Below are 26,017 nucleotides of genomic sequence, written 5' to 3' on the forward strand. Positions count from 1 at the left end.
GCTGGAGTCAGAATGACAGCGAAGCATTCAGACGCCACAAGGGTTGTGGCTCAAGGCGCACCGTACCCGCTGCGGAGCGCTGCTTCTCCTCACTGGCCAGTAACGGTGAAGCCGTTAATCCCACCTGCCAGAACACTGCCTGATAACTTAGATAGAGATCAAACCGATGACCCGGCGAACGGGTTTCTGCTGTCAGGCTTTGGTCATCGTCCTGGGCAGTAAAATTATTTCTCTGTGTTTCACTGTTCCCCTGATAACGCCACTGAGCACCGCCTTTCCAGGCGTTTATGGTTTTATCAATCGCCAGCATCAGACGATACTGCGGTTGATTATCCAGGCGTCGGGTGTCATTGCCAGCGCTGGAGCGCAGAAAAGAGCGGTATACGCCAGCCGCCGTTCTCAGGCTTAATCCCGGCATTAAACGATAACCACTGCTGAATTCCGCGCCCTGCTGAATAGCACTGACATCACTGTTCTGTGGTTCAACAATGACCAGCTGGTTTTCCGTAGCGCGTTGTGTCTCCAGAATTGCATCGCTGATGGTGCGCCGGAACAAACGAAGATGAGTAAAGCGCTCGGGCTGGTGTATGTGCTGATATTCATATCTCAGATCAAGAGCGCTGACGGTTTCAATATCCAGATCGGCATTGCCGCGGAAAATCACATCGCCGGAACGAATCTGATAGGGAGTGCGTTGTAGCAAATCCGGGTGGCGGGCACTTTGACTGCCGCTGAGGCCAATGCGGATTTCATCATCGTAACGATACATGAGGTGAACATTGGGCAGCCAGACGGTGTTGCCATTGGTTTCGTTCTGACCGGAGGCTGGGTTCTGCTGTTCCAGTTCATGGGTTTCCATTCTGACACCGGCTTCAAACTGCAGCCGTTGGGTGACACTCCAACGATCCAATGCATACGCATGCAAACTGAGTTGCTGTGTATCTGTTTGCAACAACAAACGCTGATCGTTCAATGTTGTATCTGTGATGGGTGATTGTAAATCGGTATCGGTGGAAAACAGATTCAGGCCGGCTTTCCAGTGATGTTCGTCGATTTTTTCAGCCAGACTGCCACCCAGCTGCAAGCGTTGTTCATTACGAGTGAAAGAAGTCAGTGACTGTTCGTCTTCATCGTATTGTTCCGCCAGAAGGTGTAAACGCCAGCGAATATTATTGCTTTTGTCCTGCCATAAGCCAGTGGCAGCGCCATCCAAACGCCAGGTAGTTGATTCGTTCTGGCGTCGGCCCAATGGGCGCTGTAATGAGGTGTTCTGCTGTTGGTCATTATGCAGATAGAGCAGGCGACTACTGAGTTGTAGCGGCTGACCCAATGGACTCTCATAACTCAGGTGAACGCTCTGTGATTTATTTTTGCTAATCAGATCTTTTGAGAAGCTGTCTTCAGTGGGGTTGTCTTCCGTCAGGCTGGGCTCAGTGCTGTCTTCAACCGAGAGCGTACGCTGTTGTTGACGTGTGTCAGCCACCAAACTGAGCTGCCCCCAGGAGAAGGTGTCGGCATTAAACAGTGAGGCGGAATAGTTCAGTGGTTCACCAGCCACCCCAAAGCTGACCTGAGTCTCGGGTGTGTCGCCGTGCTTCAGTTTGATATTAATCACTCCGGCAGCGCCCCCTTGGGCATCCAGATCGGCAACACTGTTAGGAATGATCTCAATAGCATCAATCAGGCTGGCGGGAATATCAGACAGTGCTCGATTATTGTTTTCGCCGTTGCCCACCAGTGGATAACCGTTCACCAGAATGGCCAGATAACTGCGGTCCATGCCGTGCAGCTGAATTTGCAGGGTGCCATTGGCTTGCCGCTGGCTACTGATGTCAGGAATGCGCAGCAACATGTCGAGCGCTGTCTGAGGTTGCCAGTGACTGAAATAAGCCGGCTGATAGAGTTGGTATTCGTAAGCCGTATCCGGCGAGATACGGCCATGTTCTCCATGACCCGGTGCTGCTAGCAGCAGGGATAGCAGCACAAAACAGAACATCCGTGTCAGCATGCTAAACCTATTTGGCCTGTGACAAGCAGAGGATTTTAAAGCCTTCCTGCTGGGCTAATACTTCACAACTGGCAAAGTACTGTTGACCCCAATCTTCATAAGGCAGATGGCGGTTGGCAACAATCCACAGTTGCCCATCACTGACCAAATGTTGTTTGGCTTGCTGGAACAGGGTTTGGGCAAAGCGGTAGTCGGTATCTTTGCCCTGATGGAAGGGCGGGTTGCTGATGATAAAATCAAAACGGCCATCGATATGCTGAAAGCCATCACTGGCTACTACCTGGGTACTGAGTCCCATACGCATGCTGTTCAGTTCGGCACTGCGTAAGGCAAAGGCATCCACATCGGCCAGGGTAAGCTCCAGCGCTGGCTGCTGATGTTTCAGGCTCAGGCCAATGACTCCGGAACCACATCCCAAGTCCAGTACCTTGCCATGTGCCGGGGCAGGTAAGTGTTCCAGTAAAACACGAGTGCCAACGTCGAGTTTGCCATGGCAAAACACGCCGGGCAGAGTCAGATAGCTTTGCTGGTTATGAACGAAAGATTCGGCTTTTTTCAGCCAGTTCATCGGAGCCTGTGGTAGCAGCGTCAGCTGCCACAGTGAACAGCGACGGGCGCTGTCGATTTTCTCTGCATCACTGACCCAGTCTGCGCAGGCTTTGCCAATGCTTTTACCGCCAGCATCATTGGCGGCCACGGCATAGACCACACTATTCTCAACTTGTGATGCCAGCAGTTCTATCAGACTCAGAGCCAGTGTTTTGGCTTTAGGCCAGAGCAGAATGATGTGCTTTGGCTGTAATTCACGAATCTGGTTCTGGGGCATAGCAAACTGTTTATGCGTACTGTCCAGTGCCTGATATTGCTGGTGTGTTTGCCAGTCCCAGGTAAGGATATGGCTGTTAGAGTCTTGCAGTTGTTGTTGCCACTCGGGCGGGCATTCAGCGCCATTACCGATGATCAAAGTGTGGTCGAGCAGATCCGGGTGGCGTTGTAACAGTTCATAAGCGGCCAGGCTCATGCTTGGAATCCTTTTAATAAATCGCGGATATTCATTGCCCCTTGCTGGACATCATCCCCGGTTGGAATTAATCCCATTGCGCGCAGCTTATCAGCATCCTGAGCATCGTGATGGCAGGCGAAAACGGGTTTACCGGTTTCGACCGCGAGGCTGTGTAATTGGTTCAGCTGGCCGTTTTCGAGGCCGCGTGGTACCTGAATAACCGCTGCTTGCCATTGTTGGTGATTAATCACTTCACCAACCTGAGCCGGGGTCATCAGGCCGTTAAAATACACCGGACGCATGCCCAGTTGTTTCATCAGAACGGCCATCAGTAACAGCGGGACTTCGTCTTGTTGACTGAAATTCACCACAGCAATGGTAGGGCAATCTTCGGCAATGGTCTTGTTATCCGCCTGATACAGGCGTAATGCCAGCCGCGCCTGTAAAAAGGCCGAGTAAAAACGTAACCGTGCCTGACCGAGATCGGCCCGGATATTATCTTTCAGTTGCTTATAAATCGGCACCAGCAGAAAACGCAGAGCAATATCGATCGGGAAAAACTGAGACACTTCATCAAAGGTTTCGCACAATGCCTGCTCATCAAACTGCTGCAAAGCGGTATTAATGGTTTGACGATAGTGCTGCCATTGCGAGGTCTGATCTCCGGCTGCTATTTTGCCTGGGGTAGTGCTGTTGTCACCGTCCTGATCAATCATGGCCTGGGCCTGAGAAATCGGAATACCACGATTCAGCAGAGAGACTACCTGCTTGATTAAACGAATGTCGGCTTCGCTGTACAGGCGATGACCTTTGGCGGTGCGTTTGGGTGTCAGCAAGCCATAACGCCGTTCCCAGGCGCGTAAGGTAATGGCATTCACGCCGGTTTCACCGGAAACGACACGAATGGGGTAGTAAGCGGCCTGACTATCAGTGCTGGAGCTTGCCATGCGGAAATCTTTCTCTGTTTAAATGCTGAAATGATTTTATAAGTAGTTATACATAATGTAAAAAATTATCCGGAAACTGATGCGCAGGTTATACGAAAGACGGGACTGGCACTTTCGTCCGGCTGCCAGTCGTAGTAAATTGGCCGCAGCTTATCAGGATAACCTGATGCGTGATCAACGATGCCAGCGGAGGAAGCATGGTTAGCGATGAGTCGGCTCCAATCGATCTGGAGTTATTAAAAAAGGCAATTGATGCCTCTAATGACGGGATCGTAATTGCTGAACGGGAAGGGGATGACAACATCCTGATTTATGCCAATAAAGCATTTGAGCAGTTATCCGGCTATCAGCAAGATGAAATTCTGTTTCAGGACTGTCGTTTCCTGCAGGCCGGTGATCGGGATCAGGAAGGGCTGAAGCGCATTAAAGTTGCGTTGGAGAACAACGAAGCCTGCCGGGTGGTGCTGAGAAATTATCGTAAAGACGGCAGCCAGTTCTGGAATGAGCTGAGTATTTCACCGGTATTTAACGATCAGGACCAGCTGATGTATTACATCGGTGTGCAAAAAGACGTGACACGTCAGGTCGAAGCCGAAGCGCGTGCCCAAGCGGCAGAACAAGAGCTGGAGAAGCTGAAAAAGCAGCTAGGGCCTGTTAACACTATTTAGAACTTTGCTGCTGACAGTCAGTTTTTTCATGAGCAAGGCATGAGGAGCGTCGTTTAACGAGTTAAATCAGTAACGAATAACACAGCTCAGGGAAAACTGACACCAGCCCTTCGGGTTATGGCTGAAAATCATTCACTCTATGTTGCTCATCATTCATTTAACTCGTTAAACATCACTCTTCGCGCCTTGATTGAAAGATTTTCAGTCATAACAGCGTGATCGAAATAGTGTTAACAGGCCCTGTGCAGCGTGTGAACCTCGTTATCGGTGAAAATACGACCACAAAAAAAGGAGCCGTTATCTGGCTCCTTTTTTATGTCTTCTTAAAAGAAGGCTGAAAACACTTATTTTGCGTCTTCGTAGGCTTTGGCAGAATCAACGATCATCTGACGAGCATCGTCAGCGTTGCCCCAACCCTGTACTTTAACCCACTTGCCTTTTTCCAGATCTTTGTAGTTTTCGAAGAAATGTTTGATCTGTTCACGCAGCAGTTCTGGTACGTCGTTAACGTCCTGTACATCGTTGTACAGTTGGGTCAGCTTCTCGTGCGGAACTGCAACCAGTTTAGCGTCTTCACCCGCTTCGTCTTCCATGTTCAGAACACCCACCGGACGGGCACGGATAACGGAACCTGGCTGTACCGGGTAAGGAGTAATCACCAGTACGTCCAGCGGGTCGCCATCGTCAGCCAGAGTATCGTTGATATAACCGTAATTGGCTGGGTAGAACATTGGGGTTGCCATAAAACGGTCAACCATCAGGCAATCCATATCTTTGTCGATTTCGTATTTTATCGGAGAGTGATTCGCAGGAATCTCAATCACAACATAAACATCGTTTGGCAGATCTTTGCCCGCTGAAATCGCGTTATAGCTCATAGTGTTTTTCCAATCTTGTGGGTGAAAGTATTTTGCTGGGGCGGATTATAGCGACTTGCCGCTTGCTCTGACAGCCTGCCATCAGTATAAAGGCCGGGTTTAATTGCTAGTAATAAAGCATTAGTCTTTATTGACACTTCTATTAAAGATTTGGCGGTAGGCTACACTGATGCCATACGATGTCCTGCTGACTCTGAACGGGTGGCGTGGCTGGCTGGTGACTCACGATCAATAAGAAAGTCAGAAGAGATCTGATCTGTATGAAAAACCCGATAAAAAAGCCGATAGGGAATCTGGTTTTTACCTCACGAGCTGGCGTATTGCTGGCCGTTTTATGTTCAGGGAGTTTGCCATCTTTTGCGACTAACGCCGCCGAACTAGGTGATAGCGAGGCTGAGTTTGATGACAGTTACTTACTGGAAGACGACATTCCGGTGGTGTTGACCGCGACGCGTCTGAAGCAGCCCCGGGCGGAAGTACCGGCCAGCGTTACCGTGATTTCTGCCGATGATATCCAGGCCTGGGGAGTGCGCACGCTTCCTGAATTGATGCGTTTTGTGCCTGGCATGTTTATCGGCCATGGTGATGACGAAAACAACGCCTCGGTTATTTATCACGCCTCTACTCCCAATATTATGCGCCGCCTGCAGGTATTGGTTGATGGCCGTTCTGTATTCCGGGCGTCGATTGCTTCGGTAACCTGGGATGATATTCCTGTTGCCCTGGAAGATATTGCCCGGATTGAAGTCACTCGTGGCCCGAGTGCTGCCACCTATGGGGCCAACTCTTTTCTCGGCGTGATTAATATTATCAGTAAGCATCCGGATGAAACGCTTGGCGTGCGGGTACGTTACCGCAATGGCTCAGAAGGTTACGATGATTCCTTTGTCAGTTACTCTGGCGTTCATGAGCAAACCAGTTACCGTATCAGTGCACAGATTAACGCTGATAATGGTTATGATGGCCGCGAGAATAATGGCCGTGATGATTGGCGTGATGGCCGTCGTCATGGTTTTGTGAGTGCTCATGTCAGCCAACCGCTGAGCAACCACAGTCATCTTGACTGGCAAGCCTCGTATAAAAAAGGCCATACCGATATTCGTAAGGACTCGTTTGATACCAGCTTTCCGGATCTGGAATCTGAGCAGGGACATCTTTGGGGAAAATGGTCTACCGAATTCAGTGAGCATCACGCTTCTCATTTACAAGCCTATTGGCAGATTGAGAGCCGTGATCAGCAGGCCGGTGCCTGTGTTCCGACGATATCACTGGACCCGGCGTTATTTGAAATTTATCAGAGCAGTCCGTATTTATCGCGATTACTGGGGCAGTTAGCACCCTCGTTATTAGCTGGAGATGATCCTGCAGCGCGGGCTCAGGCTAATGGACTTCTGGGTGAAATTGCGACTCAACAAGCTAACTCAGAGTCTGTAGAGCAGCAGCTGGAAGCCATATTGTTTGAACGTGAGCTTGAAAATGGTGACAGCAGCGCAGATCGGGCCCGAAAGCTGGCCCGGGTGCAAGCCGCAGTTGAGGTTTCTCAAGCGGATCTGAATCTGGCATCCGACGCATTGCAGCGTGCGTTTAATGGTACAGGTTTCAGTCAGGCGGCTGAGGTGGTATGTGGTCATAGCGACCGTGGAGGACAGGAGCAGCGCTTTGATATTGAGTGGCAGGATACCATTCAGTGGGCACCGGGACTGCGCACCGTATCGGGTATAAGCTTCCGTCGTGATCAGGTCCATTCGCAAACCTTGTTCAATGGTACCGTCAGAAATGACACTTATCGCTTCTTTGCCAATGCAGAATGGCGCGCACTGGACTGGCTGGTCATTAATGCGGGCGGTATGTATGAAATCGAAGACAACAATGATGATGCTTTTTCTCCGCGGATCGCTGCTAACTTTTTGCTGGCGCCTCAGCACAGTATTCGCGCAGTTTACTCCCAGGCGGTACGTTCACCGGATCTGGTTGAGCAGAATCCGGATTATCGGGTAACCATTGAAAATCTGAGCCCGAATTATCTGGGGCTGGACTCAGGTGTGTTATTTGTTAATCAGGCGGATATGGAACGTGATTTAAAGCATGAAGAAATCACCAGTATTGAGCTAGGCTACTATGGTGCGACGACTGACTGGCAATGGGATTTTAAAGTCTATCGGGATTCATTAACCCGATTGATTTCTAACCCGATTGCGTTAAGTACCACGGTGCTCACCTCTGATAGTGAAATGGAGATTGATGGTGCCGAATTACAGCTGCGCTGGCAGGCAAGCCAACGGGATTGGTTACGATTAGCCGCCGCATACGTGAATCCGGTGTATGACAGTGGCAACACCGATGGTTTAACCGATCGTGATGTGTCATCGCTGGAGCGTATCGAATTACGCGCCAGTGCCCGCGATAGTGTGGTCGCCAGCTGGCATCACCAGGGCAACCGCTGGAGTTTTACCGGCTCGCATTTCTGGTATGACCGTTATGGCGACAGCATCGGTATTACAGATCGTCGTTATCGACGTTATGAGATTAACCTGCGCAAAGAGTTTCAGTTCGCAGGAACCACGCCTTGGGTAGGCGTTTTCTGGCATCACATTGTTGATCAGGATCCGCTGGTTTATTCCAATCAGCGTTATGAAAACGATGACCTCTACTACGTTCAGCTTGGTCTGAATTTTTAAGGGCATCTTTTTTGAGGGAATTTAAGGGAGCGTTATGTTGAGCACGGATGCTTTGTCCAGACTTTTGTCCATCAGTCTATGCTGCATATGCTTGCTGCTGGCATGCATAACGAGTGCTTATGCTGAAAGTGTTCAGTCCGACGCTGCTCAGGCCGACGTTATCCAGGCAGACACAACCAAAGCCGAAACCATTGCCCTGGTCAGCCACAAGCCTTCGAAAGCGGTGCAGCGCCTGGCCGAAAAAACGGCGCAATTAAGTGGTTTTAATATTGAGCCGGTGGTGTTGGGTAGCAGCGTACAGTGGCCGTCGTATTCTGCGGTAGTGCTGGCAGGAAATGGTGTGGTTGAGCGCTGGAATCAGCCCAATATTCCGGCGGTTGCTGTGTTTGTCAGCCAGACGGTTGTACAGCAGGCCGGAGAAAGGCTGCAGTCGGCTATTTATCTGGAGCCGCCTTTGAAACGGCAGATTGAGCTGGCGCGGCAAGTGCTGGGGCCGGACAAGTCGCTGGGGATTCTGGCTTCCAGAAATGCCGGAAATATTGCTGGTAAGACAGCTTCAGGAGACTCGGAAGCAAAGGCAGAATCCGATGCTTTGACTCAGACTTATTTTATTGAAGATTACCCCGACCTGAATCGGGCATTAGCTGACTTATTAACGAGTAACGTCGCTTTGGTGGGAGCCTATGATCCGGCATTATTCAGTTCAGCCAATATTAAAAATATTCTGATTACCGCCTATCGTCGTAATAAACCACTGATTGGCCCGTCCGGGTCTTATATTAAAGCCGGTGCACTGGCATCGACCTACAGTGATCTGGGTGACGTTGCCCAGCGTCTCAGTGAAATCTTATTACAGGGCCTTGGTAAAAACGATGAAAACAAAGCCGATGAAGCTAAAGCGGATGCAGGCAAGCCCGATGAAACTTCAGCTAAGAGCTGGCCAGTAGCAGACTATAATCCGTATTTTAATGTGCGATACAACAAACAGGTTGGCCGCTCACTGAACTTAGTGTTACCGGATATTGACACCGTTACCAATCACCTCCGTCAGCAGGAGGTCCAGCCATGAATTATCGTGAATGGTCTATCCGCAAACGGATGTTACTGGTGGCCGCACTTCCCACTCTGGCGGCAGTACTGATGTTATCGCTGTTTCATCTGTCTGAACGCTGGCAAGGGATTCACCAGAATCGTGATGCGATGGTATCACTGTTATTGGAAAATATTGCCGCCGCAGCTGAGTACCCGATTATTTCGGGTAATTATGAATTGTTATCACCGTTAATTCATTCGGTGTTACAGCAGCCCGATATTATTGCCGTGACCATTACTAATCCGGAAGGCGAAGTACTGCTGCAGCATCTTGATCAACATTATCCGCAGGTGAATAACGATGATATTTTTCTGCGCCAGTTTGCGATGCAGCGAACGGTGCAGCCGTACGACGAATATGCAGAATATGCCGAGGATATTGATGTAAAAAACAGTACTCAGCTGTTCGCCATTATTGAATTAAGCCTGGCGGATACATTTACCCGGCAGCACGAGCTGAGCATTGCCTGGCAATCGGCGTTGGTAGGTTTGTTAGTGATGTTTGCCGGCCTGTCGATTGCCCATCTGACGGCGTTTAATATTGTGTCATCATTACGGTCGTTGGCTTTCTTTTTTACCGGTTTGGCTGAGGGGAAGTTCAGCCGTCGTTTACCCGTTGATAACGGCGCCGAGATTGGCCAGTTGCAATTAAATGCCAACTCTTTAGCTGCTTCGCTGCAACGAGCGGAGGCAGAGCAGCAGGAATTCACCGACAAGTTGTTATCAGAGCAAAAAAAAACCCAGCGCGCGAATCATGCAAAGAGTGAATTTCTGGCGATGATGAGTCATGAATTCCGCACTCCGCTCAATGGTGCCTTAGGTGCATTGCAATTAATGGAAGGCAATAACGACATCGGTGCTTTTGCTGATTACAAAAGCATGGCGGAAAACTCGCTGCTGCATTTATCTCAGCTGCTGGAAGATGTGCTGGTGGTGGTTGATGTCGAGAAAAATACCCTGCCACTGAGCGTGGCTGAGCATAAGTTGCCAGATGCGTTGGCTGAGTTGACGTCTTCTTTAGCGGCGGCAGCGATGCAGCGTGGCTTATCACTGGTGGTGCAATACGATGAGGCGTTAAAACGCATGCCCGTCAGAACGGATGTGGCATTAATCCGTCAAGTAGTGCGCCATCTGGTTGATAATGCCATTAAGTTTACCAATGAAGGGTTTGTGATTGTTGAAGTTGGTTTGGGTGAGGTTGATCTGAATGAGGTTGATGCTGCAAGGTTAACGATTCAGGTAACGGATACTGGTATTGGAATTCCGGATCATCAGAAGCAGTCGGTCTTAAATGCGTTTGCTCAGGTCAGCTCGTCATTTAACCGTGAATATGAAGGCATGGGGTTAGGACTGACCATTACACATCATATTACGACCTTGGTGGGAGGAAGCCTGACCCTTCAAGATAATGCATCTGGTGGTACCCGGGTTGTGGCTGAATTTCCGGTGTTGCTGACACCGCTATCTGCGGCTTCTGAAGCGCAGATCTCGCGTGCTTTCCGGGTTTTGGTGGTTGAGGATAACCCGGTGAATTTAAAAGTGGCAGAAAAGATGCTGCAGAAAAGCTTTCAGCGGGTGATCGTGGATAGTGTGTGCTCCGGAGAAGCCTGCCTGGAAAAAATGACTGCGGATGAATTTGATCTGGTGTTAATGGATTGTCATATGCCGGGTCTGGACGGCTTTGAAACAACTCGTTCACTGAGGAGTGCCGGGCACATTACTCCGGTTATTGCCTGTACTGCCAACACCACCGAGCAAATACATCAGCGTTGCCAACACGCGGGTATGAATGACTTTATTGCCAAGCCGTTAAAGATTGATACGTTAAGAACCGTATTACCCCGCTGGCTTTAGCGGGGATGCTGTTTCAGCTCAGCTGAAGAAAGTAGTTAATGAATTCTGATAGGTTTGCTGCAGCACTTGCTCAACCGGGATATTTTTGACTTCAGCAATTTTCTCAGCAACAAACGGCAGATATTTCGGTGCATTTTCGTTACCCCGATAAGGTACGGGTGTGAGATAAGGCGCATCCGTTTCCAGCAATAAACTCTCCAGTGGTGTTTGAGCAACCACTTCCCGCACATTGTCGGCTTTATTAAAAGTCACGATGCCGTTGATGCCTAAACAGAAGCCCAGATCAACAGCGATGCTGGCCAATTCCAGCCCTGATGTAAAACTATGCACAACACCTTTTTTCGCCATCTTAGGAGCGTATTCCTGCAGAATTTCAATGGTGTCATCATCGGCTTCACGGGTATGAATTACTACCGGTAGCTGACAATCAATCGCCAGCTGTAACTGCCGTTTGAATACCTGTTTCTGTACCTCGCGATCGCAATGATCATAAAAATAATCTAACCCGATTTCACCAACCGCCACGACCTTGGGATTAATTGCATGGGTTTGAATATAAGCGTCGGTAGACTCATCAAATAGCGCGGCTTCATGTGGATGAACGCCAAGGGTGGCGTACACATCATCAAACTGTTCAGCCAGGCCAAGCGCGGTTGGCATATTATCCGGCTGAACTGCAATGGTCATAAAGCGCTCAACACCAATATGACGAGCAGCGTCGAGTGTTGCTTCCGGGCTTTCTTCTTTCAGATAATCCAGATGAAAGTGGGTCTCAATAATTGGCAATTGATAGTGCGGAATCTCGCGACGCTTTTTCTTGCTCATAATATGGTTACCCTGCGTGGAACTGGTCGTTCTTTTTACCACTGATGGAAGCATAAACGGCTTTGATTTGTTCCATATCCGCTTCGATATCACCACTGGTGGTGTAGGTTTGTTTAATACCACCGGTTTTGTTTTTGTAATCCAGAAAGCCCATCAGAATCGGCACACCGGCGCCATGAGCAATATGGTAAAAGCCGGTTTTCCAGTAAGTCACCTTAGAGCGGGTGCCTTCAGGCGGAACCAGCAAGAACAGCTGGTCATTGGCTTTAATCGCATCCACTGAAGCCTGCACCATATTGTTGGCCTTGGAGCGATCGACCGGGATGCCTCCCATCCACATCATCAGACCACGAAAGGGTGGCTTAAAAATCTGCTCTTTGCCCATCCAGTAGATTCGGGCACGCAGAGAAAAGGCAATCATCAGGGTGAAGGGCAAATCCCAGTTGCTGGTGTGCGGCGCGGCAATCATCACACATTTCTTTAAATCGCGCGGAATTTCCCCTTCGGTTTTCCAGCCCAGCAACTTCAGGGTTATCACGGATAACCAGCGCAGGATGGTCTTCAGAATCGGGGTGTCGAACATGGTAGTGTGCATACACAACCTCTGGTAATAAAATCGTAGAGGGCGCGCATGATACTCTGAGCGTATGACAACACAAAGTCCTGTCTTGCCGGATTCTGCGATCTGCGTCGGCAATGACTGGAAAATCAGAGGCAGAAGGGCTTTCTTCGTGATCTTTCTTCACGAAATATGTTCTTTTCATTCATTAATAGGCTGTGTCGGGAGTTTTTTATGCCAGTACTTCACGCTCATACACCAGAAACAATCACCGATAGGGAAGGTGAGGTGTGTCTTGTCTTGCCATCGCCGGTGGGTGATATGGTGATTCGGGGGAATCATGAGGTGATTCGTAGTCTGCGTTTTCAGCCAGGACAGAAGAACCGCAAAACAGAGCAGGCTCAGTGGGCTTCTGACTGCGAACAGCAACTGATGAATTATTGGGCCGGGGAGCCGGTCGTTTTCGATTTGCCCATAAAACCACTAGGGACAGCATTCCAGCAAGCTGTCTGGCAAGCGTTACAGGCGATACCTTACGGCCAGCTCAGCAGTTATCAGCAACTGGCGGAGGCAATTGGTAACCCCGGCTCTGTGCGCGCGGTTGCCAGTGCCAATGCCCGTAATCCCATCAGTCTGATTATTCCCTGTCATCGGGTGATTGGTTCTGACCGGGCATTGCGCGGGTACGCGGGGGGCATTGAAACCAAAGCCCGGTTGCTGCAGTTGGAAGGGCATAAGATTGAATCTGGAGAGGTGACACAAAAGACACGAGTGATCCCGGTAAGTCAGCAAAAAAGTCTGTTTTAACGAAGAAAGTGTTTCGCTTAACAGTTGCAAACTCAGTGTAAAGCGTTAATATCAAAGTATGAATATTTCAAACACACGTACATCCCTGATGGGAAGCCTGCAAAAAACAGCTCAAGCCGCTAGCGGTTTGACTGCTGGCGCACGTGTGTATTTTTGGTGGTATGGCTTTGGCTATTTTAGTCAGGAGTCGGGTCGCCAGTTGTAACACAGAGACAACAAAGGCAGTCCCGGTGAAACGCCAGACTGCCACCAGGGAATCTGAAACCCCGATTGGCAGTCAGCCAGTCGGGGTTTTTTATTGGTCGTCGTTTTTAACAGAAACACAAAACGACACACACTGAAGAGAGCAATGCGATGGAAACACACTGCATGCAAAACATCACTCATTCTCAACCTGCTAACGCCGGAAGCGCTGCGTATTTTGGTGCGGACTTATTTGGTAAGGGTTTAGTGCGTTATTGGCACTGAACCCGGTCAAAAGCAACACTGCTCAAAACCAACACCACTCAAAACCAAACAAGTAAGCAAAAGCAAGCAAATCGATATAAGCGCTAACGTTTAACGAGCTAAGAGAATTAAGAGAGACAACGATGAATACTTCAGTAGCAAAAGCACAACAAAGCGAAAAAATGGCTGCCAATGATCCGGCGGTTCGCCAGGTACGTACACCGCGTGAATTAAAACAGCAGCTGTCATTGAGTGATGAGCTGGTATTGCAAATTGACCAACAGCGCCAACAAGTGCGCGATGTATTAAATGGCGATGATGATCGCTTATTAATTGTTACCGGCCCATGTTCACTACACGACGAAGCAGCCGCACTGGATTACGGCAAACGTCTGGCCGCTTTAAATGAGCAGCTCAGCGATAAACTATTAATTGTGATGCGCGCTTACGTGGAAAAGCCCCGCACTCATATCGGCTGGAAAGGTCTGGCGTACGATCCGGAGCGTGACGGTCGTGGCAATATGGAGCAGGGAGTGACCCGCTCTCGCCAGTTAATGATCCAGTTGGCGGAACTTGGACTGCCTCTGGCAACCGAGGCTCTGAATCCACTCACCATGCTGTACCTTGATGATCTGGTTAGCTGGACTGCCATTGGTGCTCGCACAGCCGAATCACAAACTCACCGTGAAATGGTCAGCCACTTGCCAATGCCGGTTGGCATTAAAAATGGCACTGATGGTTCGGCAACCACCGCAGTGAATGCCATGATTTCGGCGCGCCACAGCCATCATACGCTGGGGGTGGATGTGGATGGTCAGATTGCCATGCTGGACACCCCGGGAAACCCGGATACCCATCTGGTATTACGCGGCGGTAAAGATATTCAGGGCAAAACTGTGACGAACTACGATGCCGATAGTATTGCAGCCTCATTAACCACGCTGGCAGCGGGTGGTGTGAATACCAAAGTGATGGTGGATTGCAGCCACGATAATGCCGAGAAACAGCATCTGCGTCAGATTGATATTGCCAAGGAAGTAGTCGCTCAGCGTGCAGCAGGTAATAAGGCTATCATGGGTTTAATGCTGGAGAGCTTCCTCGAAGAAGGTAAGCAAGGCATGGATGGTGAAAATGGTGATGGCCAGCTGACTTACGGTAAGTCGATTACCGATCCGTGTATCAGCTGGGGGCAGACTGAGGAGTTGCTCCTTGATCTATATAATTCTCTTTAACTCTGCAGAGGTTGATTTGAAAAATCTTTATCGGTGGCAATGCTTAGTATGTGATACCGCTAATTCTTCTGGGGTTGAGAGCTGTTTTAATTGTGGTTGCAGTTCAACTCCAACTGGTGAAGAAGTTTCCGGGAGAAAAACTTACTGGAGTCGGGCAGGAGGTAACGCTGATGAACTAACCTGTCCAAGTTGCGGTGATAAGTTCCTATTTGCTAAAACATTTGAATATGTTGATGGTATACCCGTTCAACTTTTTACTCAGACATATCTTCAAAGAAAATGTCTGAGTTGTGATTTTTATAATGAGGAGGAGTACAAACTAACCTTCATGAGAAAACTTTTACGGAAATACTTTTCTAGAAAACCAAACTGATTCTAAAACCCACTATGCTGATACTGTTTAAAATCCTCCCGCTGTGGAGGATTTTTTTCGACCTCAATAATTGCCTGATCTAACTTCTCAAAAAACAGATCTTTATCACGCTCGCGTTTTATCTGCTGGAATACCGCCGAGATTTCTAGCGACTGCATGGTGAAATAATGCAGCCATTGTTTTAAGCGGTCGGTCAGCTGCTTGTCGTTTAAGTGCTGAATATCGTCAGCCAATTTGCGGAATAACTGTAAATGCTGCTGCCAGTCTTGTGGTTGGTAATCCAAACCCGAGTGCTGCGCTTTAATGCGTAATCCTAAATCGGGTGTGGCGACTAAACCACGGCCAATCATCAGAATATCCGAGCCACTTTCCTTTATGCATTGCTGGGCATTGTCCGGCGTCCAGATCTCGCCATTGGCTAATACCGGAATGCTGAGCTGTTGTTTGATGCGGGCAATCCAGTCCCAATAGGCGGGTGGTTTGTAGCCCTCGGTCTTGGTGCGGGCGTGTACCGTTAGCCATTGAATGCCCGCCGAAGCCAGGGCGTTAGCATTCTCTAACGCCAGACTTTTATCTTTAAATCCTAAACGCATTTTGGCGGATACCGGAATATGTGCAGGAACCGCCCGGCGCACAGCCGCGGTAATCTCGTGGATCAGCTCTGGCCACTGTAATAACACGGCACCGCCCTGGCTTTTGTTCACGGTTTTGGCCGGGCAGCCAAAATTCAGATCAATGGCGGGCGCGCCCATGGCCGCTACTTTGGCGGCATTCTCGGCCATCAGCTGCGGGTCATTGCCTAATAACTGAATATGTACCGGCGTTCCGGCCCGGGTTTTACCACGTTGTTCTCCGGTATAAGCGAGCTCCGGACTGAAGCGTTTAAACACCCGTTGCGGATATACCTGCTTGGTAATGCGGATAAATTCGGTGACGCAGTGGTCAATACCGCCCACAGCGGTTAGCAGTTCGCGGAAGTGACCATCCATCAGGCCTTCCATCGGAGCCAGAGCGATATAGGGAGCGTGACAATCAGAAAAAGGGAGGGAGCCAGTAAACATAAAACCCGGGTGGTTGCAGCGTCGTCAGAAAATAATACTTCCGGATTATACGCTTGAGTGATTTGTCACTCTAGCGGTATAACCAATGTGAATGATGAATAACACTGCTCCTTATAGCGGCAGTGCGACTTGCTTGTGGCGTGTTTTACGTAACAGGTGGTTGGTATTTAACCTGATGGAAACCGGTTTTTGTTGCGCGTATATAGGGTTTTCAGTAATCTACGGCGGCTTACTATCCCCGTCAGTACGCGTTTTCGCTGATGAAAACAGGCACTGGCGGAGGCAGCGAGCTCCGACAAAAAACATAAAGAGGACGCCTGACATGACTGAGCCAAGTCTCGTCTCTCAAGGTTTGGAACTGATGGTATTTGGTATGGGAGTCGTATTTGTCTTCCTGACCATGCTGGTATTTGTAACCAGTGCCATGTCCAAACTGGTAAATAAAATTGCGCCGGAACCAGAGGTGGTTGCTACTCCAGCTGCACCCGCTGCTCCAACCCAAGGCGTAGACCCTGTACTGTTAAAAGTTTTAGCAGCAGCAGTTAAAGAGCATCGCGCGCGTCAGTGATTCCTATCACTGTTAACCGCTACCAAAAGTAGTAGTAGCTCGCGAATAACAAGATTACCCAAACGTTTACAACGTTAACGGATTGAAAAGGCCATCACCCATGACCGATTCTAAAAAACCTTTAGGTATCACCGATGTCGTACTGCGCGACGCACACCAGTCTATTCTGGCTACTCGTATGCGCATCGACGATATGCTTCCCATTGCTGAAAAACTGGATCAAGTAGGCTACTGGTCTCTTGAATCCTGGGGCGGCGCAACCTTCGATTCTTGCATCCGCTTCCTGGGCGAAGACCCATGGGATCGCATTCGCGAATTCAAAAAAGCCATGCCAAAAACCCCGCATCAAATGCTGCTGCGTGGTCAGAACCTGCTGGGCTACCGTCACTACGCTGATGACGTGGTTGATAAATTCGTAGAACGCGCTGCTACCAACGGTGTAGACGTTTTCCGTGTATTCGACGCGATGAATGACCCGCGCAACCTGGAAACAGCGCTGAAAGCTGTTAAGAAACAGGGTAAACACGCACAGGGTACGCTGTCGTTTACGACTTCTCCGGTTCACACCATGGAAGCATGGGTGTCTCTGGCGAAACAAATTGAAGATATGGGCGCAGACTCTATCGCTATTAAAGATATGGCGGGTGTCCTGACTCCATACGATGCGTTTGAACTGGTTAGCAAGCTGAAAGCTCAGACTGACCTGGAAGTTCAACTGCACGCTCACGCGACCTCTGGTCTGTCTGACATGACCATCCTGAAAGCAGTAGAAGCGGGCATCGACCGCGTTGATACCGCTATCTCTTCTATGTCCATGACTTACGGTCACACCGCGACTGAATCTGTTGTGGCTGCACTGGCAGGTACTGAGCGTGAAACTGGCATCGATCTGCTGTTGCTGGAAGAAATCGCTGCTTACTTCCGTGAAGTTCGTAAGAAGTACGCCAAGTTTGAAGGTGCTCTGAAAGGCACTGATTCCCGTATTCTGGTTGCCCAGGTTCCTGGCGGCATGTTAACCAACATGGAAAACCAGCTGCGTGAGCAAGGTGCGTCTGACAAGTTCGACGACGTACTGAAAGAAATTCCACGTGTTCGTGAAGATCTGGGTTTCATTCCTCTGGTAACTCCAACTTCTCAGATCGTTGGTACTCAGGCGGTACTGAACGTACTGACTGGCGAGCGTTACAAGTCTATCTCTAAAGAAACCCAGGGCATCCTGAAAGGCGAATACGGTGCTGCACCGGCGCCTATGAATGCTGAGCTGCAGGCTCGTGTTCTGGATGGCGCTGAAGCAATCACTTGTCGTCCGGCTGACCTGCTGGAAAACGAGATGGACAAGATCATTGCAGACGTTGACGCACTGGCTGCCGACAAAGGCATCAAGCTGGCTGACGAGAAAATCGACGACGCACTGACTTACGCTCTGTTCCCACAGATTGCTCCTAAGTTCCTGGAAAACCGTGGTAACCCGGATGCGTTCGAACCAGCGCCTAAAGGTGCTGACGAAGATACCTTCACTGTAACCGTTGACGGCAACGAATACGTGGTGAAAGTTGACGACGGTGGTGATGTTAAAGAACTGGCTCCGGTTAACGGTGCTCCACTGAGCTTTGGTGGTGCTGCACCAGCAGCAGGTGCTCCTGCGGCAGCGGCTCCAGTTGGCGGCGGCGACCCAATCGCGGCGCCTCTGGCGGGTAACGTCTGGAAAGTGATGGTTCAGCCAGGCCAGCAAGTTGCTGAAGGTGATGTGGTTATCATCCTGGAAGCGATGAAGATGGAAACTGAAGTACGTGCTCCACGCGCCGGTACTATCGGTAGCGTTGCGGCGGCGGAAGGTTCTGCTGTTAAAGTTGGCGACACTCTGTACACGCTGGCTTAATAGGAGGCTGACTGATGGAAAGCTTACTCCGTCTCTGGAATGACACTGGTATTGCTCATATCGAGCCAGGCCAGGCGTTTATGATGCTGGTAGCCTTCGGTATGTTGTATCTGGCTATCAAAAAAGGCTTTGAGCCACTGCTGCTGTTGCCGATCGCTGTTGGTACTCTGATGGTTAACATCCCGAGTGCTGGTATGGGCTGGTCGGCGGCTGAAGCGGCAATCCGCTCTGCTGATCCTAAAGTGTTGGCTGAATTTGCTGAGCTGTTTGGCATTGCCGCTAACTCGACCATGGATCAGGTATTTGCTGCGTATAAAGAAGCTTATGAAGTTCAGGGTTTGTTATACAAAAAAGCCGTCGCATTAGGTTCTGCGCTGGGCTTTGATAACGGCATGCTATATGTGTTCTACAGCATGACGATTGCCAGTGGTGTTGCACCGCTGCTGATCTTCATGGGTGTTGGCGCAATGACTGACTTCGGCCCTCTGCTGGCAAACCCAAAAACACTGCTGTTAGGTGCGGCGGCTCAGTTCGGTATCTTCGGTACCGTTGCTGGTGCGGTGCTGCTGACTGACGCAGGACTGATGGACTTCACCGTTCAGCAGGCAGCAGCGATTGGTATTATTGGTGGTGCTGATGGCCCGACTTCGATCTTTATTGCATCGAAACTGGCGCCTGAACTGCTGGGTGCAATTGCTGTAGCGGCATATTCATACATGGCTCTGGTTCCTCTGATTCAGCCGCCAATTATGAAAGCACTGACCTCAGAATCTGAGCGTCAGATCGCCATGAGCCAGCTGCGTACTGTGACCAAAGGCGAGAAGATTGTCTTCCCAATTGCGGTACTGGTACTGGTAGCGATTCTGTTGCCATCCGCAGCACCTCTGCTGGGTATGTTCTGCTTCGGTAACCTGATGAAAGAGTCGGGTGTGGTTGAGCGTCTGAGCGACACTGCACAAAATGCTCTGATCAACGTCGTGACTATCTTCTTAGGTCTGTCCGTTGGCTACAAAATGAGCTCCGATGCTTTCCTGAATGGCAGCACGCTGGCGATTATCGTTCTGGGTCTGGTTGCCTTTATGGTCGGTACTGCTGCGGGCGTGATCATGGCGAAAATCATGAACAAGCTGAGCAAAGATCCAATTAACCCGTTAATCGGTTCAGCAGGTGTATCTGCGGTACCAATGGCGGCGCGTGTATCTAACAAAGTGGGTCTGGAAGCTAACAGCCAGAACTTCCTGCTGATGCATGCCATGGGTCCAAACGTTGCGGGTGTAATTGGTTCTGCAGTAGCAGCCGGTGTGATGATCAGCTTCTTCGGCTAATCTGACACCTCGCTAAACGTAAAACGCCGCATTGGAAACAATGCGGCGTTTTTGTTTTCAGGCTTTCAATAATTCAAAAACAATAAATCCCACCCAGCTCAGTCCTAATAAAATCCAGGGTAATAAGCCTGAATTGTTAGCTTTCTTTTCTGACGTTGGCTGAATATCCGTTTTTTCCTTCGCTTTTAATTCCTGCTTACGCTGTTTATCCCGTTCCCGAGCTTTTTGTTTTTCGCGCTTTTTATATTCGGCGATACCTTTTTCAATCCCCTGGGCGATTAATTTTGTCTGCTCTTTGGTTTGCCCGGGTTTCTGGGTGCCTCTGGCGACCTTCAGAGCCTCGGTTTTGGTTTGGTCAGATATTGCGTTTTTTGGTTGTTTTTTAGCCATTTGGGAATCATGGGTCTGCTGCTGAATCTGGGCTTTGAGTGTGCCATTAGCTTGTGAATATCGCTACAATAGAGCCCATATTATTACCCTCTAGCTAAGCGCCTTATCTGATGACCCAGACCTTTGTCCACCTTCGTGTCCATTCTGAATTCTCCTTGTACGACAGTACGGTGCGGGTGAAAAAGCTGTTATCAACAGCCGAAAGCATGGGGATGCCTGCGGTTGCTCTGACAGACCAAGCCAATATGTATGCGTTGGTGAAGTTCTACAAAGGAGCGCTGGGCAGTGGTATTAAGCCAGTTCTGGGTGCCGATTTATGGCTTGAGAATGAAGAAGATATCCATGCGCCATTCCGGATAACCGCTCTGTGTCAGACTCCGGATGGCTACCTGGGGCTGCGTGAGCTGATTTCCCGTGGCTTTATGGATAACCAGCACTTCGATAAAGCCATCATCAAAAAAGAGTGGTTATTTGAGCAGCATAACGGTCTGATTGTGTTAGCCGGTGCCCGTGAGGGCGATATTGGTCAGCGTATTCTGAAAGGTGATTTAGAGGGTGCAGAAGCCTTAGCAGCAGACTATCTGCGTGTATTTGGTGATCGTTTTTATTACGAGGTACAACGTACCGGCCGTCAGGGTGATGAATCGGTTGTGAAAGCGGGCAAGATGTTAGGCGGCAAGCTCGGTATTCCTCTGGTGGCGACCAACGATGTACGTTTCTTGGCCGCCGATGATTTTGAAGCCCACGAAACCCGGGTTTCTATCGGCCAGGGTTATGCGTTGGGAGATAAACGTCGCCCACGGGAGTACAGCAATCAGCAATACTTCCGCAGCGCTGAGGAAATGGCAGAGTTATTTGCCGATATTCCGTCGGCCATTGAAAATAGCGTTGAAATTGCCCGCCGTTGTTCAGTTGAAGTATTGCTGGGTAAATATTTCTTGCCGGATTATCCGATTCCGGAAGGCATGGATGAAGATGACTTTTTCCGCAAAATCTCCGAAGTGGGTTTGCAGGAACGACTGGAATTTATTTTCTCCGATCTTGACCCGAACTCCCCAGAATTTGCTGAAAAACGAAAGCCCTACGATGAACGTTTAAAATTCGAGCTGGATATTATTATCCAGATGGGATTCCCGGGTTATTTCCTGATCGTAATGGACTTTATTCAGTGGGCTAAAGATCACAATATTCCGGTTGGCCCGGGGCGGGGTTCCGGTGCCGGTTCATTGGTGGCTTATGCACAAAAGATTACCGACCTGGATCCACTTGAATACGACTTACTGTTCGAACGATTCCTGAACCCGGAACGGGTCTCCATGCCCGACTTTGATATCGACTTCTGCATGGAAGACCGTGAAAAAGTCATCTCCTACGTGGCGGATAACTACGGTCGTGAAGCGGTATCGCAGATTGTGACGTTTGGCACCATGGCGGCCAAAGCGGTGGTGCGTGACGTAGCACGGGCGCAGGGTAAGTCGTTCGGTTTAGCCGATAAATTATCCAAATTAATTCCCGGCGACCCAGGTATGACGCTGGAAAAAGCGTTAAAAGTGGAGCCCGCGCTTGGCGAGTTTTTAAACGACGATGACGAAGCCCAGGAAATCTGGGAAATGGCGTTAAAACTCGAAGGTATTGCCCGACAAACCGGTAAACACGCCGGTGGTGTGGTAATTGCGCCAACCAAATTAACCGACTTCTCAGCCACCGCCTGTGAACCGGGCGGTGCTGGTTTGGTGACTCAGTTTGATAAAAATGACGTTGAAGAAGCGGGTCTGGTTAAGTTCGACTTTTTGGGCCTGCGTACGTTAACCATTATCGACTGGGCATTAAAAACTATTAATCGTATTCGTGCTAAAGACAATCTTGAGCCGATTCGGGTGGAAGAAATTCCACTGGATGATAAACCCTCGATTGAGTACTTAAAAACCGCACAAACCACCGCGGTGTTCCAGCTGGAATCCCGGGGTATGAAAGATCTGGTACGGCGTCTGCAACCGGATAATCTGGAAGACATGATTGCACTGGTGGCGCTGTTCCGTCCGGGGCCATTGGAATCCGGCATGGTGGATGACTTTATTAACCGGAAACACGGCCGGGCTGAAGTCGCTTATCCACATCCGGACTTCCAGCACGAAAGTTTAAAACCCATTCTGGAACCGACCTACGGCGTCATTGTTTACCAGGAACAGGTGATGCAGATCGCCCAGACACTGGCTGGCTACACGCTGGGCGGCGCGGATATGTTGCGTCGGGCGATGGGTAAGAAAAAGCCGGAAGAAATGGCCAAACAGCGGGAAACCTTCCGCGAAGGGGCGATTTCGGTTGGGGTTGATCCAGACCTGGCGATGAAGATTTTTGACCTGGTGGAAAAATTCGCAGGCTACGGTTTTAACAAATCTCACTCGGCGGCTTATGCGGTGGTTTCTTATCACACGCTGTGGCTGAAAAAACATTACCCGGCGCCGTTTATGGCAGCGGTAATGACTTCGGATATGCAAAACACCGATAAGGTGGTGGGCTTTATTGAAGAATGCCGTGAGATGGAATTAGAACTGGTATTGCCCAATGTGAACCAGTCGGAGTTTGGTTTTACCGTGAATGATGCCGGTGCCATTGTGTATGGTTTAGGCGCGGTAAAAGGTGCCGGTGAAGGCCCGGTCGAAGCCATTACTGAGGCACGTGCTGAGGGTGGTGAATTTAAGGATTTATTCGATTTTTGTGAGCGTTGTGATTCCAAACGAATTAATAAACGTGTGTTAGAAGCACTGGTACGTTGTGGTGCGTTTGATTGCTTTGGTGAAGACCGCGCCATTTTAATGGCCAGCATTGAAGATGCGGTTAAAGCGGCTGGGCAGAGTGCCGCTAATGAAGCGGCGGGCATGATGGATTTATTTGGTGAAGTGGAAGCGGAAGTTGCACACGAAACCGACCCTTATGAGCGCCACCGCCGCCTGCGCAAATGGACCTTAAAAGAACGCTTACAAGGTGAAAAAGACACGCTGGGTTTATACGTTACCGGCCATCCGTTTGATGAATATGAAAAAGAAGTTCGCCAGTTAGTACCCACCAAGCTGTCGCATATTCAGGAAGGTAAAGGGACACAAAAACTCACCGGCCTGGTGGTGGATATGCGGGTGATGAAAAACAAACGCGGCGACAATATGTGTTTTGTTACCCTGGACGACCGCTCAGGCCGGATGGAAGTTGCCCTGTTTGCGGATGTCTATGAAGAAGTACGCGAAGTGGTTGCCAAAGATAAAGTGCTGGTGGTGGAAGCCCAGGTGAGCCACGACGATTATTCCGGTGGTTTAAAAGCCACGGGCCGCAGTGCAATGGAAATCAGTCAGGCGCGCTTAAGCTTTGCCAAATCACTGCGTATTCGTGTTGATAATGACAAGGCCACGGATTTATTGTGCAAACAATTGCAGCAAAAATTAGTACCACTGGAAAATGGTTGTCCGGTGGTGCTGGATTTCCATAACGAAGTGGCACGCTGCGATATTCAGTTGGCGGATCACTGGCGGATTAATCCAACCGATGACCAATTGCTGCAGCTGAAATATGAGTTTGGTGAAGATGCCGTCGAGCTGCTGTTTAACTGACGCCATTGAAGCCGCACTAGGGGAGTATCCGGCGGATAAAACCCTTTGGCTGGCACTTAGTGGTGGTCTGGATTCTGTGGCCTTGTTGCATCGGTTAGCAACATTGCCACAATACCAGACAAGAATAAAACAGGGCCGACTCAAAGCCATTCATATACACCATGGTTTATCCGATCATGCTGATGAATGGCTAAGTTTTTGTCGACAATTCTGTGCAGCATTAACGATTCCGTTTTATGCCGAAAAAATCACCCTGAATAATCACCATAATAATATTGAGCAACAGGCGCGCGATACTCGTTATCAGGTTTTTAGCCAGTATGTATTGGATGGTGAATATTTATTAACAGCACATCATGCTGATGATCAGATCGAAACATTTTTTTTGCGATTATTACGTGGTGCTGGCTTGGATGGTTTGGCAAGCATTCCGCTACAACGTCAACATTTACACTTCACAATTGTCCGGCCATTGTTAGGTTGCAGCCGTGCTCAACTGCTGGAATATGCGCAGCAACAGCAACTCCATTGGGTTGAGGATGAATCCAATCAGGATACCCGGTTTGATCGTAACTGGTGGCGGCAAGAATTATTGCCGCGTTTATGGCAAAAATTTCCCGGGCGTAAAGCCGCCGTATTACGCTCTCTGGCGCAATTGCAGCAAGACCAGCACACCCTGAAGTATTTATTAAATGAGAAGCTGGAAGCGTGCCAGCAGCCATGTTGCTGGCCCAATAGCAAAAATCGCTATCTGGATTTAACAATATTTAATGCCCAGCCGCCTGAATTACAGGCTTATATTATTCGTAACTGGTTACAACAAGAGGCGATAGCCTGCCCAGCGGCCATCCGCTTGCAGCAATTTTGTGTGTCTCTGGCTATGGCTAAAGATGATAAACACCCGCAGTTAGTATTGGGTGATTGGGTATTACAACGGTTTCAGATGGGTCTGTATCTGCGTACGGCGCGAGTAGCAACACATAAAGACACCACACTGGTGATTCCATCGAGCGATAGCAATACCGATAACACCAACACCAGCACCAACAACAGCGATATCAAACAGTTGAAGTGGTTTGGAGGCGTGATTGCTCTACAGGAGTCGCAGGATCACTCTCCTGGCCAGCAAAGTATTAAGCCGGGCAGTTATCGGGTTTTGCCTGCTTCACGCTGTAATGGACGTACTCTGCAACCACAGGGGCGGCCACATAAAACGCTGAAACATATCTGGCAGGAGAATCAGGTTCCGTTGTGGTTGCGAGCTGATTGGCCATGTTTGCTGAATTCGCAAGGGGAGCTGGTGGCTGTGATAGGATTGGTGGTCGCTCAATCATATTATTCAGACTCAGGTCGAGCGCTGTATTGGAGAACAAAATGAAAAACAGGTTATTAAACCTTGTGGTTGTTACGCTGTGTTTAACCTTGCTTCCGGCTATGGCACAGGCGTTATCTGTGTATCAGGTGAATGCGGTGATGACCTACGGCGGGCAGTTAAAAGCGGACGCAGCTTTTGTAATTCTGGAAAACGATACCAGTCGTTACGAAGAGCATGGCAAGGGTGGTTACAGTTTGGTGTTATCTGTGCAGGAAAATGCCGCTGGCAGTTATACCGTCAATGCTCAGGTTTATGCTGATCAGGGTAAAGGCCAGGAATTATTGGCAACGCCCAGTGTGACACTGGAAAAACAACAACCGGCTTCCGTTACTTTCGACTCGGATGTGGTTGGCCGTGTTGAACTGCAGCTCACACTGGTCGAGCATGCAGAAGTGGATGATGCCGAGTTGAAGGACTGCAAGTACGTCGAATGCGAATAATACCCC

The 26,017-nt window shown here is 49.5% G+C and carries 20 protein-coding genes; 12 read left to right on the top strand and 8 right to left on the bottom strand.

What is annotated here, in order from left to right; genetic code table 11:
* Window positions 1–7: 7 nt before the first annotated feature.
* The 3 genes from ACO05E_RS12800 to ACO05E_RS12810 are packed head-to-tail and all read right to left on the bottom strand — an operon-like array spanning window position 8 to window position 3,958.
* On the bottom strand, window positions 8–2,008 hold the full coding sequence (locus ACO05E_RS12800; RefSeq protein ID WP_419813327.1) for a TonB-dependent receptor plug domain-containing protein: 2,001 nt from the start codon (window positions 2,006–2,008) through the stop codon (window positions 8–10).
* Window positions 2,009–2,015: 7 nt separating this feature from the next.
* Complete coding sequence (locus tag ACO05E_RS12805) at window positions 2,016–3,029, bottom strand: methyltransferase (RefSeq protein WP_419813328.1); 1,014 nt, start codon at window positions 3,027–3,029, stop codon at window positions 2,016–2,018.
* Window positions 3,026–3,958, bottom strand: a complete 933-nt coding sequence (locus ACO05E_RS12810) for a MerR family transcriptional regulator (protein ID WP_419813329.1) — start codon at window positions 3,956–3,958, stop codon at window positions 3,026–3,028. Before ACO05E_RS12810 ends, ACO05E_RS12805 begins: the two co-directional genes overlap by 4 nt.
* Window positions 3,959–4,155: 197 nt before the next feature.
* Here ACO05E_RS12810 and ACO05E_RS12815 point away from each other — a divergent pair, with 197 nt between their 5' ends.
* On the top strand, window positions 4,156–4,626 hold the full coding sequence (locus ACO05E_RS12815) for a PAS domain-containing protein (RefSeq protein WP_419813330.1): 471 nt from the start codon (window positions 4,156–4,158) through the stop codon (window positions 4,624–4,626).
* 344 nt (window positions 4,627–4,970) lie between these two features.
* Here ACO05E_RS12815 and ppa read toward each other — a convergent pair whose 3' ends face one another.
* Entirely contained in the window at window positions 4,971–5,504 is a 534-nt protein-coding gene (ppa, locus tag ACO05E_RS12820; protein ID WP_419813331.1) for an inorganic diphosphatase, read from the bottom strand.
* A gap of 260 nt (window positions 5,505–5,764) precedes the next feature.
* On the opposite strand from ppa, the gene ACO05E_RS12825 reads away from it, so the two are divergent.
* The 3 genes from ACO05E_RS12825 to ACO05E_RS12835 all read left to right on the top strand — a co-directional run bounded on the left by ACO05E_RS12825 (window position 5,765) and on the right by ACO05E_RS12835 (window position 11,128).
* A complete protein-coding gene (locus ACO05E_RS12825) occupies window positions 5,765–8,182 on the top strand; it encodes a TonB-dependent receptor plug domain-containing protein (RefSeq protein WP_419813332.1) in 2,418 nt (805 codons plus the stop codon).
* A 91-nt stretch (window positions 8,183–8,273) separates the two neighbouring features.
* The gene (locus ACO05E_RS12830) at window positions 8,274–9,251 is read left to right on the top strand and encodes a hypothetical protein (RefSeq protein ID WP_419813333.1); all 978 of its coding nucleotides are present in this window, start codon (window positions 8,274–8,276) and stop codon (window positions 9,249–9,251) included.
* Window positions 9,248–11,128 (top strand): response regulator, encoded by a 1,881-nt coding sequence (locus ACO05E_RS12835; RefSeq protein WP_419813334.1) that lies wholly within the window; start codon window positions 9,248–9,250, stop codon window positions 11,126–11,128. The genes ACO05E_RS12830 and ACO05E_RS12835 overlap by 4 nt, the downstream gene beginning before the upstream one ends.
* An 18-nt stretch (window positions 11,129–11,146) precedes the next feature.
* Here ACO05E_RS12835 and ACO05E_RS12840 read toward each other — a convergent pair whose 3' ends face one another.
* Both ACO05E_RS12840 and ACO05E_RS12845 read right to left on the bottom strand, forming a co-directional pair.
* Window positions 11,147–11,953, bottom strand: coding sequence for a TatD family hydrolase (locus tag ACO05E_RS12840; RefSeq protein ID WP_419813335.1), 807 nt, complete (start codon window positions 11,951–11,953; stop codon window positions 11,147–11,149).
* A gap of 7 nt (window positions 11,954–11,960) precedes the next feature.
* Window positions 11,961–12,548, bottom strand: a complete 588-nt coding sequence (locus tag ACO05E_RS12845) for a lysophospholipid acyltransferase family protein (RefSeq protein ID WP_419813336.1) — start codon at window positions 12,546–12,548, stop codon at window positions 11,961–11,963.
* A 198-nt stretch (window positions 12,549–12,746) separates the two neighbouring features.
* Between ACO05E_RS12845 and ACO05E_RS12850 the strand changes: the two genes are divergently transcribed.
* Together ACO05E_RS12850 and ACO05E_RS12855 are read left to right on the top strand one after the other, a co-directional pair.
* On the top strand, window positions 12,747–13,319 hold the full coding sequence (locus ACO05E_RS12850; protein ID WP_419813337.1) for a methylated-DNA--[protein]-cysteine S-methyltransferase: 573 nt from the start codon (window positions 12,747–12,749) through the stop codon (window positions 13,317–13,319).
* Window positions 13,320–13,909: 590 nt separating this feature from the next.
* Window positions 13,910–14,998, top strand: a complete 1,089-nt coding sequence (locus ACO05E_RS12855; RefSeq protein WP_419813338.1) for a 3-deoxy-7-phosphoheptulonate synthase — start codon at window positions 13,910–13,912, stop codon at window positions 14,996–14,998.
* Between the two features lie 375 nt (window positions 14,999–15,373).
* Here ACO05E_RS12855 and ACO05E_RS12860 read toward each other — a convergent pair whose 3' ends face one another.
* Complete coding sequence (locus ACO05E_RS12860) at window positions 15,374–16,432, bottom strand: tRNA dihydrouridine synthase (RefSeq protein WP_419813339.1); 1,059 nt, start codon at window positions 16,430–16,432, stop codon at window positions 15,374–15,376.
* Window positions 16,433–16,754: 322 nt separating this feature from the next.
* Here ACO05E_RS12860 and ACO05E_RS12865 point away from each other — a divergent pair, with 322 nt between their 5' ends.
* From ACO05E_RS12865 to ACO05E_RS12875, 3 genes are all read left to right on the top strand, one after another.
* Window positions 16,755–17,000: an OadG family protein gene (locus tag ACO05E_RS12865; RefSeq protein ID WP_419813340.1), complete on the top strand. Its 246-nt coding sequence runs from the start codon at window positions 16,755–16,757 to the stop codon at window positions 16,998–17,000.
* Between the two features lie 100 nt (window positions 17,001–17,100).
* Entirely contained in the window at window positions 17,101–18,879 is a 1,779-nt protein-coding gene (oadA, locus tag ACO05E_RS12870) for a sodium-extruding oxaloacetate decarboxylase subunit alpha (RefSeq protein ID WP_419813341.1), read from the top strand.
* A 14-nt stretch (window positions 18,880–18,893) separates the two neighbouring features.
* Window positions 18,894–20,204 carry a sodium ion-translocating decarboxylase subunit beta gene (locus ACO05E_RS12875; protein WP_419813342.1) on the top strand — a complete coding sequence of 437 codons (1,311 nt, stop codon included), beginning with the start codon at window positions 18,894–18,896 and terminating at the stop codon, window positions 20,202–20,204.
* A 57-nt stretch (window positions 20,205–20,261) separates the two neighbouring features.
* Here ACO05E_RS12875 and ACO05E_RS12880 read toward each other — a convergent pair whose 3' ends face one another.
* Entirely contained in the window at window positions 20,262–20,594 is a 333-nt protein-coding gene (locus tag ACO05E_RS12880) for a DUF2956 domain-containing protein (protein ID WP_419813343.1), read from the bottom strand.
* 110 nt (window positions 20,595–20,704) lie between these two features.
* Between ACO05E_RS12880 and dnaE the strand changes: the two genes are divergently transcribed.
* The 3 genes from dnaE to ACO05E_RS12895 are packed head-to-tail and all read left to right on the top strand — an operon-like array spanning window position 20,705 to window position 26,011.
* The gene (dnaE, locus tag ACO05E_RS12885; RefSeq protein ID WP_419813344.1) at window positions 20,705–24,196 is read left to right on the top strand and encodes a DNA polymerase III subunit alpha; all 3,492 of its coding nucleotides are present in this window, start codon (window positions 20,705–20,707) and stop codon (window positions 24,194–24,196) included.
* Window positions 24,156–25,574: a tRNA lysidine(34) synthetase TilS gene (gene tilS, locus ACO05E_RS12890; RefSeq protein WP_419813345.1), complete on the top strand. Its 1,419-nt coding sequence runs from the start codon at window positions 24,156–24,158 to the stop codon at window positions 25,572–25,574. Before dnaE ends, tilS begins: the two co-directional genes overlap by 41 nt.
* Window positions 25,571–26,011, top strand: a complete 441-nt coding sequence (locus ACO05E_RS12895; protein ID WP_419813346.1) for a hypothetical protein — start codon at window positions 25,571–25,573, stop codon at window positions 26,009–26,011. Before tilS ends, ACO05E_RS12895 begins: the two co-directional genes overlap by 4 nt.
* Window positions 26,012–26,017 lie beyond the last annotated feature (6 nt).

It is taken from the genome of Bacterioplanoides sp. (genome assembly GCF_965226395.1).
GTDB lineage: Bacteria > Pseudomonadota > Gammaproteobacteria > Pseudomonadales > Oceanobacteraceae > Bacterioplanoides.